General features: G+C 54.8%; 13 protein-coding genes. 6 read left to right on the plus strand and 7 right to left on the minus strand.

Annotated features, from left to right (window positions below):
- Positions 1-34 precede the first annotated feature (34 nt).
- Positions 35-1057 carry a methyltransferase gene (locus MICA_RS00420; RefSeq protein WP_014101664.1) on the plus strand — a complete coding sequence of 341 codons (1023 nt, stop codon included), beginning with the start codon at positions 35-37 and terminating at the stop codon, positions 1055-1057.
- Positions 1058-1061: 4 nt separating this feature from the next.
- A complete protein-coding gene (locus MICA_RS00425) occupies positions 1062-1757 on the plus strand; it encodes an HAD family hydrolase (protein ID WP_014101665.1) in 696 nt (231 codons plus the stop codon).
- Here the strand turns inward: MICA_RS00425 and MICA_RS00430 are convergent.
- The 3 genes from MICA_RS00430 to MICA_RS00440 form a co-directional block, all read right to left on the minus strand.
- Positions 1754-2665: an AAA family ATPase gene (locus MICA_RS00430; RefSeq protein WP_014101666.1), complete on the minus strand. Its 912-nt coding sequence runs from the start codon at positions 2663-2665 to the stop codon at positions 1754-1756. The genes MICA_RS00425 and MICA_RS00430 overlap by 4 nt on opposite strands.
- Positions 2666-2783: 118 nt before the next feature.
- Positions 2784-3668: a phosphoserine phosphatase SerB gene (serB, locus tag MICA_RS00435; protein ID WP_014101667.1), complete on the minus strand. Its 885-nt coding sequence runs from the start codon at positions 3666-3668 to the stop codon at positions 2784-2786.
- A 134-nt stretch (positions 3669-3802) separates the two neighbouring features.
- Positions 3803-4072, minus strand: coding sequence for a hypothetical protein (locus MICA_RS00440; RefSeq protein WP_014101668.1), 270 nt, complete (start codon positions 4070-4072; stop codon positions 3803-3805).
- 186 nt (positions 4073-4258) lie between these two features.
- Here MICA_RS00440 and MICA_RS00445 point away from each other — a divergent pair, with 186 nt between their 5' ends.
- From MICA_RS00445 to MICA_RS00455, 3 genes are read left to right on the plus strand one after another with little or no spacing between them, the layout of a single operon-like run.
- Positions 4259-5416: a phosphoserine transaminase gene (locus MICA_RS00445; protein WP_014101669.1), complete on the plus strand. Its 1158-nt coding sequence runs from the start codon at positions 4259-4261 to the stop codon at positions 5414-5416.
- Positions 5417-5435: 19 nt separating this feature from the next.
- Positions 5436-7016 carry a phosphoglycerate dehydrogenase gene (gene serA, locus MICA_RS00450; protein WP_014101670.1) on the plus strand — a complete coding sequence of 527 codons (1581 nt, stop codon included), beginning with the start codon at positions 5436-5438 and terminating at the stop codon, positions 7014-7016.
- Between the two features lie 25 nt (positions 7017-7041).
- Positions 7042-7518: a hypothetical protein gene (locus tag MICA_RS00455; protein ID WP_014101671.1), complete on the plus strand. Its 477-nt coding sequence runs from the start codon at positions 7042-7044 to the stop codon at positions 7516-7518.
- 27 nt (positions 7519-7545) lie between these two features.
- Here the strand turns inward: MICA_RS00455 and MICA_RS00460 are convergent, their stop codons facing one another.
- The 3 genes from MICA_RS00460 to MICA_RS00470 form a co-directional block, all read right to left on the minus strand.
- Positions 7546-8076, minus strand: a complete 531-nt coding sequence (locus MICA_RS00460; protein ID WP_236619922.1) for a hypothetical protein — start codon at positions 8074-8076, stop codon at positions 7546-7548.
- 58 nt (positions 8077-8134) lie between these two features.
- On the minus strand, positions 8135-8650 hold the full coding sequence (locus tag MICA_RS00465; RefSeq protein WP_014101673.1) for a response regulator: 516 nt from the start codon (positions 8648-8650) through the stop codon (positions 8135-8137).
- A 159-nt stretch (positions 8651-8809) separates the two neighbouring features.
- Complete coding sequence (locus tag MICA_RS00470) at positions 8810-9289, minus strand: TspO/MBR family protein (protein ID WP_049782069.1); 480 nt, start codon at positions 9287-9289, stop codon at positions 8810-8812.
- Positions 9290-9385: 96 nt separating this feature from the next.
- On the opposite strand from MICA_RS00470, the gene MICA_RS00475 reads away from it, so the two are divergent.
- On the plus strand, positions 9386-10846 hold the full coding sequence (locus tag MICA_RS00475; RefSeq protein ID WP_014101675.1) for an NAD-dependent succinate-semialdehyde dehydrogenase: 1461 nt from the start codon (positions 9386-9388) through the stop codon (positions 10844-10846).
- Positions 10847-10875: 29 nt separating this feature from the next.
- Here MICA_RS00475 and MICA_RS00480 read toward each other — a convergent pair whose 3' ends face one another.
- The gene (locus MICA_RS00480; protein WP_014101676.1) at positions 10876-11295 is read right to left on the minus strand and encodes a GFA family protein; all 420 of its coding nucleotides are present in this window, start codon (positions 11293-11295) and stop codon (positions 10876-10878) included.
- Positions 11296-11522: the final 227 nt, after the last annotated feature.

Here is an 11522-nt window from a genome sequence, read left to right on the forward strand (position 1 = left end):
CCTTCCGTGCGGGTATTTACGCTAAATTGCCCGTATGAAACATGAAAATCCTATCCTTGTTGCCCTGTCGCATGGTTTGAAGTCTGACCTGTTCCCGCCCGTTGGGACGGGGGCTGCGGTGCTGGCCATCGGTTTCGACGGCGATGTCGATGATTCACTGTTCCCGGCGGCGATCACGACCATGGTGCAATATTGGGCGGGTCCGGCGGCGCGGTTGCGCGCGCTGGGTTATGCCGTGCGCGGGGATGTTCCGGCCGACGCCACGTTTGATCGCGTGATTGTTCACACACCAAAACAGATGGATGAAATGCAGTATCTTCTGGCGGCGGGGTGGCGTGTGTTAAGCACCGGTGGCGACTTGATTGCCGTTGCGGCCAATGATGCCGGCGGGGCGAGATTGGGTCCGGTGTTGCGCGATGCCGGCTTAGATATATCGGAATCATCCAAGGCCAAATGTCGTATTGTGCGCGTCATAAAAAATGACGTCGATGTTCCGCGCGATTGGCTGGCGCATGGTGATTTTCGCGTTCATCCCGATACGGGCATGACCACCTGTCCCGGCTTGTTCAGTTGGGATCGTGTCGATGCTGGTTCCGCCCTGTTGTGCGATCATTTGCCCGCCGATTTGTCCGGTGTGGGTGCGGATTTTGGATGTGGATATGGGTTTTTATCCCGCGCGGTGTTGGATCGCTGTGCGCGCGTAACATGCCTGCACGGGCTGGATGCGGATTCGCGCGCGGTCGCGGCCGCCGGGGCCAATATGCAATCCGATGGCCCACGTTTTTGTGGCCATCATGTTGATATTCCATCCGGATCTGGCCTGACGGGGCTGGATTTTATTGTCATGAACCCGCCGTTTCATACGGGCGCGCGGGAAAGCCACGATCTGGGCCGGGCCTTTATCGCCCGCGCGCACGACGCCTTGCGCAAAAATGGTACACTGGTCATGGTCGCCAATGCCCATCTGGGATACGAGGCAGACTTAATGCGCCTTTTTTCCGCCGTGAATAAATTATATGAAGGTGGCGTCTTCAAAATCTATCAATGCGTAAAGTAAGGCCATGCTGATAAAACCGAAAGCCCCCATCATTGAACGCGATATTTCCGGCGTCCTCTGGGACCTGGATAATACGTTGTATCGTCTGGATACGATGATTGAACATGCGTTCAATCATGCGGTTGCGCGCGCGGCGTTGTCGCTGGGCGTGGCGTTGCCGCTGGACGAAGCGGTGACGATGGCGCATCAATCCTATGTTGATCACGGGTTCAGCGGGTATCGGTTTTTGCAGGATTACGGCCTGAACCGGCTCGACTTGCACCATCGTTTCCATGAATATATTGATGAAACGGTGATTGCGAAAAACCATGAAACGCGCGATTTGTTCGCGTCGGTGCAGACAGACCATGCACTGATTACGCACGGGTCGCGCGTGTGGGCGTTGAAGGTTCTGGGACATCTGGAATTACAACCCTGGTTCCCGGATCCGCGCGTTTTCGCGTATGAAAATTACGATTTTGAAAGCAAGGCCAAAAGCCGTAAGCCCTTTGAAATGGCGTTGTCATCCATCAACAAAAATCCGGAAGCGGTGGTGATGGTGGAAGACACGCTGGACAATCTGCGCATCCCGCATGAAATGGGTATGACCACAATTTTCCTGCATCATGGCCGCGAACCAGTGGAATTGCCCGATTTCGTCGATCACACCATGCAAACGGCGCAGGATGTTTTGGTCAATGTTTTAAAGCCCAAGGCTTAAAGCGCCCCGGCGTGCAGCCCTGATTCTTTCGACACGATATAGGTGATGGATTTGTCGTCCAGAACACCGCCGCGCCCGTGATGCAAAACGTGCAATGCCATGGCCGCATCCATCACGATAATGGATTTATCCGGCTGGTATCGTTTGCGCATATGTTCATCGGTCAACTTGATAATTCGGCGCAATGATTCCGGTTCCACCGTAATGTGATGGTGGCGTTCATATCCGCCTTTCAGATTCATCAGAATATTGAATGTCTCCTCCGCATTCGGGATGCGCAGCGGGATTTTCTGGAATCGGCGATCCATGGCGGGGTCGATGGCCACGAAAATCCGGAATTCGTCCAATGTTGTCGCGCCAATGACGTGCAGGTCGCCAGCCGTCAGGTAAGGCTTCAAAACTTCCGATAAGCCCTTATACGCCGATCCGTCACAGGTCGGCATGATGGTGTGCATTTCGTCAATAAACAGAATGGTTTTCGGATATTCTTCGAACCGATAACGCTCGGCAATGCCGCGGCAAATTGGAATAAAGCGGCCTTGGAATTCCGCTGGACCGGATGTGCCAGCGGCCATGGCGGCCAGATCGAGTTCCAGAACGCGGGCGTCTTTCAGATAATCGGGCACGGTGCCCGCAATAATTTGCTGTGCGAGGCCGGCCACCAACGCGGTTTTACCAACACCTGCGGGCGCTTGCAGCGCGGCGTTCTTCCGTCCCTTTTGCAGCAGGATCAGAACCATCTGCTGAATTTCATCATCACGTCCGGTGATCGGGTCGAATTTCCCTTCGCGCGCCAATTGCGTGAAGTCACGGCAATACCGATGGATCAGCGCGTCCAATTCATCGTCGGAAAACACCAACGGGTAATCAACTCTGTTTTTTCCGGGCGTCTTTTTTTCGGCAGTCATGATGAATTATTCCGAATCGTGGATGGATAGGCGGGAGGCGCGGATTGCGCCCCATCATGGTAAACCATGCCTGTAAAAGCTTAAAGCTTTGTAAATTCAATATATTATGTCTTTGGGATCAGGCCCTGGGGATCAAACCCTGCGCGTACAAAGCCGCGCTCAGGTCGCCGTGCAGGATCAGATTGTCCACGGCTTCCGCCACGGCTTGCTTGGGATGATAGCCAATACCCAACCCTGCGGCCTGCAACATGGGAATATCATTCGATCCATCACCAATGGCCAAAACATCATCGGCCGTGATGCCCAATTGCTCGACATAGTGATTCAGGAAATGCAGCTTGGCGGCCTTGTCCAAAACCGGGTCCAGAATGCGTCCCGTCAGCGCACCGTCCTGCATGTCCAATACATTCCCATGATGCTGGGTAAAACCGACACGTTGGGAAATGCCGCCGGTGAAGAATGTAAAACCGCTGGAGACCAAAACGGTAATCGCCCCAATCTGCCGCATTCCGGCGACCAGATATTCGGCCCCAGGTGATAATTGCATGGCGTTTAATGTCTGATGCAGTTGAAATTCACTGACGCCCGCCAGCAACGCCATGCGCTGCTCTAACGCCTCACGAAATCCGATGGTGCCATTCATGGCGGCGGCTGTGATGGCGGCGACCTCGTCATGTTTTCCGACCAGCGCGGCCAGATCATCCAGCGTTTCCCCCGTGATGATCGTGGAATCCATATCGGCCAGCATGATTTTCTTGCGGCGCGTTTCCGCATTCACGACCAGCACATCAATCCGGTCCGTCATTAACGCTTCGCGCAAGGTGCGCATGTGATCCGGGTTCGGGCGTTGCTGTAGCAGGATATCCGCCGCCTTGTGTTGATCCAGCCAGCGCGGCCCCGCCGTCACGGGTAAACCCTGTGAGTCGCAATAGCGCATCACCCCCGCCAGATGGGCCGGGGTGAGGGGGTGGTCAGATGCAATGAGGGTCAGAACAAAACGCATGGCCTATAAAATAACCGCGCCCCTCTCCTTGGGGAAGGGGCGCGTATCCGAAAAATGCACAATCACGGGATTTTGTGAAACTGGAGGTATCTATAAATCCTGATGGCCTCTTCGAATTCTATTCTTGTCCATGTTTATCGGCCCGGCTTGAACGGGGTCAGTGACGGCGCAGCCGACGGGCCGCTTGCGTTTTGCGCGGTCATCTCGGCGGCGGCTTCGTGTGCTGTGGCCTGTTTGACCTTGTGTTCGAAATTGCGGGCATCCAGACCGCTCTGGCTCAGGATATCGCGCATGGCGGTTAAACCCTCATTGCTCATGCTGCGCGTATGCGGCGTGGCTTCGGTTTTCAGGCCGTCCAGCGTCGGTTTAAAGGTGCGCGCATTTTTGAATTCAACATTCACCATGACAATGATCTTTCGTTATTAAAAGTCCGCCCAAAAATTCTCTGCTTGCCCTAACCTTAAGCGAAATTGGTTAACGAATATTAAAGGGTGAAAAGAAACATCGAATCGGGTGCTTCGCAGTTGCAAAAAACGGCGGAAGGCTCATACTTATCCGGTTTTTTAAACCGTTTTCAGGAGGGCCCCACCATGACCGCACAACCATCTAACCGTCCTGCAAACCCGTGTTTTTCATCCGGTCCTTGCGCCAAGCGCCCTGGCTGGTCGCTGGACCATCTGTCGGGCGCGTTTCTGGGCCGGTCCCACCGCGCGGCCGAGGGGAAAAACCGCCTGAACGCGGTCATTGAACAGCACCGCAAAATTCTGAACATTCCGGCGGATTACCGCGTGGCGATTGTGGCCGCATCCGATACGGGTGCGGTGGAAATGGCGCTGTGGTCTCTGCTGGGTCAACGCGGTGTCGATGTGCTGGGGTGGGAAGTATTTGGTCTGGACTGGATCAAGGACATCACAACCCAATTGAAAATTGCCGACACCCGCGTGATGAAGGCGCCGTTCGGGTCGCTGCCTGACCTGTCCGCCGTTGATGGGGCGCGCGATATCGTCTTTACATGGAACGGCACCACGGGTGGTGTGCGTGTGCCGAACGGCGACTGGATTCCTGCGGACCGCGAAGGTTTAACCATCTGTGATGCAACATCCGCCGTGTTTGCCTATGATCTGCCGTGGGACAAACTGGATGTTGTCACATGGTCATGGCAGAAGGTGTTGGGCGGTGAAGCCGCGCACGGCATGATCGTTCTGTCCCCGCGTGCGGTCGAACGGTTGCTGACCTACACGCCGGATCGTCCGTTGCCGAAAATTTTCCGTCTGGTGAATAACGGCAAATTGATTGATGGCGTGTTCGTGGGCGAAACCATCAACACCCCGTCGATGCTGGCCGTGGAAGATTGTTTGGATGCCCTGAAATGGGCGGAATCTATTGGCGGTCTGCCCGCGATGATCAAGCGGGTCGAAGCCAATTACCAGACGATCAAGGACTGGGTCGCCAAAACCGACTGGATTGATTTTCTGGCGGTGGATGAATCGTACCGTTCCAAAACATCTGTGTGTCTGGCCATTACCGATCCGGCCTTTACTGCATTGGATGACGAAGCGCGTCAGGCGTTTGTCAAATCCATGACGAAATTGCTGGAAAAAGACGGCATCGCCTATGACACGGCGGGGCACCGCGATGCGCCCGCGGGCCTGCGCATCTGGTGCGGGGCGACGGTGGAACAATCCGATGTGGCGGCGTTGTTGCCATGGCTGGATTGGGCGTATACGCAAACAAAAAATAAAAACTAAGACATAGAGGAGTGTGAAAATGCCAAAGGTTTTGATTGCCGACAAAATGGACGCGGTTGCCGCGCAGATTTTTAAAGACAATAAAATTGATGTTGATGTGAAACCGGGTCTGTCGCCCGAAGAGCTGAGCGCTATCATTGGCGAATATGATGGTCTGGCCGTGCGGTCCGCGACCAAGGTCAAGGCCGATGCGATTGGCGTGGCGGGTCCGCGTTTGAAAATCATTGGTCGGGCCGGGATTGGCGTTGATACCATTGATGTCCCGGCGGCAACCAATGCCGGGATCGTGGTGATGAATACGCCGTTCGGTAACTCCATTACCACCGCCGAACATGCCATTGCCATGATGTTTGCGCTGGCCCGCCAGATTCCGCAGGCCAATGAATCCACCCATGCCGGAAAATGGGAAAAATCAAAATTCATGGGCGTTGAATTGTACGGCAAAACACTGGGTGTGATCGGGTGCGGCAATATCGGGTCCATTGTGGCGTCGCGTGCTCTGGGCCTGCAAATGCGGGTTATCGCCTTTGATCCCTTCCTGACCGATGATCGCGCCCGCGATCTGGGGGTGGAGAAGGTGGATCTGGATGCGCTGCTGACCCGGGCCGATTTCATCACGTTGCACACACCACTGACCGATCAGACGCGCAACATTTTGGATGCGGTGGCCTTGGCCAAAACCAAGAAGGGCGTGCGCATTATCAACTGCGCCCGTGGCGGATTGATTGTTGAGGCTGATTTGAAGGCCGCGTTGGATTCCGGCCATGTCGCCGGCGCCGCCTTGGATGTGTTCGAGGAAGAGCCCGCAACCGCCAACCCGCTCTTCGGCCATGCCAATGTCATTTGCACTCCGCATCTGGGCGCATCGACGACGGAAGCCCAAGTGAACGTGGCCATTCAGGTGGCGGAACAAATGTCCGACTTCCTGCTGAATGGCGCGGTGTCCAACGCCGTAAACATGCCATCCATCAGTGCGGAAGATGCACCACGCCTGAAACCCTATATGAAGCTGGCCGAACAAATGGGCGCGCTGGTGGGGCAGATTGCCGATGGGGCCATCACGAAAATCGCCATTGAATTTATGGGTGATGCGGCGTCCCTGAACACAAAACCGCTCAGCGCCCTTATTCTGGCCGCGGTTTTGCGCGCGACATTGGATGGGGTCAACATGGTCAATGCGCCGCAAGTAGCAAAATCACGCGGCATCGCCGTATCCGATACGCACAGCACCGATTGCCCGGATTTCCACACGGCATTGCGTTTGATCGTGACGACGGAGAAGGGTGATCATGCCGTTACCGGAACGTTGTTCGCCGGGAAAGAGCCGCGCATCATGGACATTGAAAATGTCCCAGTGGAAGCGGCTTTATCGGGTCGTGTGCTGTTCATCCGTAACGATGACACGCCGGGCCTAATTGGCGCGGTGGGTACGATGCTGGGCAATGCCAAGGTCAACATTGCCGATTTCCGTCTGGGCCGCGTCCCGGGCGGGAACAGCGCTGTGGCGTTGGTATCAATTGATAACGATGTATCGGATGAACTGTTCGCGGCGTTGTCGGCCTTGCCGCAAATTCAATCTGTGAAAAGATTGCGCTTTTAACGTTGGTGTACCGTTGGGGGTGAAAATGAAAAAGTTCTTTTTTATTTTTGCTGCCCTGTTTGTGTTGGTGGGGGCGGCGGTATGGCTGTCCCCAACACGCCCCGCAGATATAGTGGGGCAGCGACAGGCAATATTGCTTTCCCTTTATGAGAAAAAATATCCGCTGGGTGATGGAAAATCGGCACCCACAGCTAGCGATTTACGCTCCGCTGCCATTTCTGAATATATAAAATCATGTTGCGCAGATACGGATCAGGCCTTGGAGCTTCTGCGGAATAATAAATTCCACATCGTGAACGTTATTGATGATCCAAAAGAAATGGCAATCAAGAGCGAGCAATGGGATGTTGAGGACAAAGGGTTCGATAAATTTATTTATGCGATACGGGGTCCCAGCATTCGTCGGTTTTGGCGTATTAATGCCACTTACGAGCTTGTTCTTTTTATCAGGGATGGGCGTGTTGAATATGCCTGGGGCAGAATTGATGCGACGATGCCTTGATGTTGCATTTTCGTTGTGGCTTTTTTCTTATCCGACGAAATATCCATCCGCCGTTGGGATTGCCCCGACTTTTTTGGTGAAATAGCGTTTGCACGCATCGCGCAATTCGGATTCCAATTGCACGCCATACGCACCACCATCACCCGACATCTTGTTCTTGATCAGGATGTTCAGCGTTTTGTGATGTGCATCGACGATATCCAGAACGATGCTGTCTATTTTTTCGATGTTCTCCAGAAAATTTAAAACGACGTTCGCCAGGTTGCTGACCATTTTATAATTGAACATGGCGGCGTTGCCCTTAATCTGCATCACCGGCTCGGTCATGTTCTTGATCAGGATATTCACGTCGCCTTCGCCGATGCGGGCGGCGGATATAGCGACTTCCAGTTGGGTCAGAAATTGCGCCGCCATAGGGGCGAAATCGATCTTGTTATTCTCCAGCGCCGTTTGCATGGTCTGGACTTTTTCTTCGCTAATCGTGCCGGTGCCGACCTTGGCCTGAAGATTCAGGTTTGCCTTGATCACGCGGGCTTTTGATTGTTCGCTGTTCATCATGTTCTCTTTACAACCCGTTTAAAAAATCAGATACGCAGTAAAGAAACGCGAGAAGAAATTATGCCGATTTGCTGGCGTTTTGCTGGCTTTCGCCAAAACGGCGATACGGGCCCTTGAAATCCGGCATCACGCGGCGGCGGCGATCGGGTCCGAAATATCCGGTGCAATCGATGAAATCGCGCGGTTTGTTAATCACGTGCGCGATGCGCTTGGCGATATCGTTGGCGGAAAACGGTTTGACCAGAAATTCGGTCACGCCCGCATCCCGGGCCTCGGCCACGCGGGCCAATGCGCTATATCCGGTGACCAGAATGATCGGGGCCATGCGGTTGGGTGATAATGTGCTGGTGCGGATTTCGCGCGTCAGGTCGATTCCCGATGCCGGGGTCATGTGCCAATCGGCGATGACAATGTCGGTGTTGAAACGCTGAAATTGTTCGAAGGCGCGGTTGCCATCGGATGCGGTGTAGATATATCCAACGCCCAGCGATTCCAGAACCGATGCCATCAATTTCTGCATCGGCACTGTATCTTCCGCGATCAGGACGCTTAATTTATCGAATCTGAATGCCATAACGATGCCTGATAAAAATACCCGATAAAAATACGCTATAAAATTCGGGGCGAATCAAAAAACTATACCTGACAGTTTACACATTTACGGCATGCGGCAAAAGACGCAATCCAAGCCTGCGTCGCAAAAAGCAATGAAATTCCGTGTATTAACAAACGCTTAAGTAAGGTGCCATGCGATGAAGGTGCTGAGATACAAGGCAAAACTCATCCACGCCAAAAGCGGTACCAACGCCAGCGCCGCCCAGCGATCCAGTTTGTATGTCTGTTTGATCAACACGCCTACAGCCGCAATCAGCCCGACAATCCAGACCACGGCCAGCCATAAAGCCTGCATCTGGAAGAAAATAAAACTCCACGCCAGATTGGCGATCAATTGCGCGATGAACAGGCGCAGCAGGAAGCGGCGCGAATCATCAGGTGCACGCCGTGCGATTCGCCACAGATAAAACCCCATCAACAGGTACAGCACAGACCACACAATGCCGAACACATAATCCGGCGGTGTCAGGGCGGATCTGACCGCGCTTTGATACCATCCATCCACACCAGGTCGCGTGGCAAAACCAACCAGCGCCCCCAAAAGCGGCAGGCTCAGAATACAGGCAGGCAGCAGGAGAAGGTCGCGGCGGGTTATCATAAACGGGGTCCTGTTGGTGTGTGGTTGATCTTGTGTGGACAGGGTTAAAACCACCCCCTATCCTTGGCGAATGTGACCAGAGGGAGATTGAAAACCATGTCCGCATCCTACGCCGATTTTATCAGGGACCGCGCCTTTATCAATGGCCAGTGGTCGCCCGCGCATTCGGACCGTATTTTTGCCGTGACCAACCCGGCGACGGGGGCGGTCATTGGTACTGTGCCCGACATGGGCGCGGATGAAACGGTTGCGGCAATCGCGGCGGCGAAGGATGCCATGCCCGCCTGGCGCAAACGCACGGCCAAGGATCGCGCGAATATCATGCGTGCCTGGTTCAATCTGATTGTGGAACACGCCGATGCGCTGGCCGCGCTCTTGACGGCGGAGCAGGGCAAGCCGCTGGCTGAGGCGCGCGGCGAAATCATCTACGGCGCGTCCTTCGTCGAATGGTTTGCGGAGGAAGGCAAGCGCATTTACGGCGACACCATCCCCTCGCATAAAACTGATGCCCGCATCATGGTGACGAAGGAACCGATTGGTGTGGTCGGTGCCATCACGCCGTGGAATTTTCCCTGTGCTATGATCACGCGCAAAATTGCCCCGGCACTGGCCGCCGGATGCACGGTGGTTTTGAAACCGGCGGAAGATACGCCGCTCTCTGCCCTCGCGCTGGCTGTGCTGGCCGAAGCCGCGGGGTTCCCGCCCGGGGTCATCAATATTGTCACGGGCTCCTACGCCTCTGCTCCGGCGATTGGCGAAGTCCTGACCACGCACCCGGACGTGCGGAAAATTTCCTTCACCGGGTCGACCGAGGTGGGAAAAATCTTGATGCGCCAATCATCCAGCACCGTGAAACGTGTGTCGCTGGAACTGGGGGGCAATGCGCCGTTTATTGTTTTTGATTCCGCCAATATCGATCGCGCGGTCGATGGCGCGATGGCGTGCAAATTCCGCAATGCCGGACAAACTTGTGTCTGCGCCAACCGCATTTATGTGCAGGACGGTGTGTACGATGAATTTGCCAAAAAACTGACGGCCAAGGTTGCGGCCCTGTCGGTGGGATCGGGGGACAAGGATGGTGTACAAATCGGCCCGCTGATCAACGAAGACGGTATTGAAAAGGTCAAAACCCATGTCGCCGACGCTGTGGCGCGTGGGGCCAAACTGGTTTGCGGTGGCAATACGCATGATGCGGGCCCGTTGTTCTTTGAACCCACGGTGCTGACCAACATGACACCGGATATGCTGCTGAACAACGAAGAAACATTTGGCCCCGTCGCGGGCCTGTTCCGATTTACGGACGAGGCCGATGCCATTGCGCTGGCCAATGACACGCGGTTTGGTCTGGCCTCTTATTTCTACACCAACGACCTGGCTCAGGCCTTCCGCGTGGCCGAATCACTGGAATATGGCATGGTCGCGATCAACGAACCCATCCTCTCCACCGAAGTCGCCCCCTTCGGCGGCGTCAAAGAATCCGGCATGGGCCGTGAAGGGTCCCATTACGGTGTCGAAGATTTCGTGACGGTGAAATATACGTTGGTGGGTGGGTTGTAATCGTGTCCCGCGCGAAGACGGGGCAGCGATTACGCCTCCGCCTTCGCAAACACTTCTGCGCCCGTTAAATTGTCTGTGGCGTTGGCGAAACTGTAATTCGTGGGTTTTTCGTCGATAAAGACCTGGTGGTCGAAAACGAAATTTTTCATGTCGTCCAACAATCCGGCGGGCAGGGCGTAGAAGGGGCGATCTTTCAAGCGGTAAAATAAATGCGTGCCGCATGTCTTGCAGAAACCGCGTTGGGCCCAATCGGATGAATCATAGACGCCGATTTTGTCTTCGCCTGTCCATGTAACGCGATCGTGGCATTCCACAGCCATCAGCGGCCCGCCCGTCCATTTGCGGCACATGCCGCAATGGCACGCTCCCATCGTGGGTTTGTCCAGCACGGCGGCCACGGACACAGCGCCGCACAGGCAGGCCCCGGTATAGGTTTTCTTTTCTGTCATGGTTGGGCTCCCCATTATTATATGTGATGGATTGTGGCGGGGGCGGCGGAGGCTGTCCAGCGGGCACGGTCCGCATCCTGAGATTTTGTTAACCATTCTCCGCTACGGTGGGTCCGTTGGGGTGGGGTGTCTGTCCGGCAACCCATTTTTCATATATGTTCTGCGTTTGTTTTCTGCGTATCTTCCCGCCTTTTTTGTGCATCGTGTCATAACCCTGAGCGGTAGAG

This window comes from Micavibrio aeruginosavorus ARL-13 (assembly GCF_000226315.1).
Lineage (GTDB): Bacteria > Pseudomonadota > Alphaproteobacteria > Micavibrionales > Micavibrionaceae > Micavibrio > Micavibrio aeruginosavorus_B.

Coding starts and splice junctions, on each gene's coding strand:
- MICA_RS00470 (WP_049782069.1), bottom strand. CDS start 9,289: ATGATAACCCGCCGCGACCTTCTCCTGCTGCCTGCCTGTATTCTGAGC.
- MICA_RS00420 (WP_014101664.1), top strand. CDS start 35: ATGAAACATGAAAATCCTATCCTTGTTGCCCTGTCGCATGGTTTGAAG.
- MICA_RS00430 (WP_014101666.1), bottom strand. CDS start 2,665: ATGACTGCCGAAAAAAAGACGCCCGGAAAAAACAGAGTTGATTACCCG.
- serB (WP_014101667.1), bottom strand. CDS start 3,668: ATGCGTTTTGTTCTGACCCTCATTGCATCTGACCACCCCCTCACCCCG.
- MICA_RS00440 (WP_014101668.1), bottom strand. CDS start 4,072: ATGGTGAATGTTGAATTCAAAAATGCGCGCACCTTTAAACCGACGCTG.
- MICA_RS00475 (WP_014101675.1), top strand. CDS start 9,386: ATGTCCGCATCCTACGCCGATTTTATCAGGGACCGCGCCTTTATCAAT.
- MICA_RS00465 (WP_014101673.1), bottom strand. CDS start 8,650: ATGGCATTCAGATTCGATAAATTAAGCGTCCTGATCGCGGAAGATACA.
- MICA_RS00445 (WP_014101669.1), top strand. CDS start 4,259: ATGACCGCACAACCATCTAACCGTCCTGCAAACCCGTGTTTTTCATCC.
- MICA_RS00460 (WP_236619922.1), bottom strand. CDS start 8,076: ATGATGAACAGCGAACAATCAAAAGCCCGCGTGATCAAGGCAAACCTG.
- serA (WP_014101670.1), top strand. CDS start 5,436: ATGCCAAAGGTTTTGATTGCCGACAAAATGGACGCGGTTGCCGCGCAG.
- MICA_RS00455 (WP_014101671.1), top strand. CDS start 7,042: ATGAAAAAGTTCTTTTTTATTTTTGCTGCCCTGTTTGTGTTGGTGGGG.
- MICA_RS00425 (WP_014101665.1), top strand. CDS start 1,062: ATGCTGATAAAACCGAAAGCCCCCATCATTGAACGCGATATTTCCGGC.
- MICA_RS00480 (WP_014101676.1), bottom strand. CDS start 11,295: ATGACAGAAAAGAAAACCTATACCGGGGCCTGCCTGTGCGGCGCTGTG.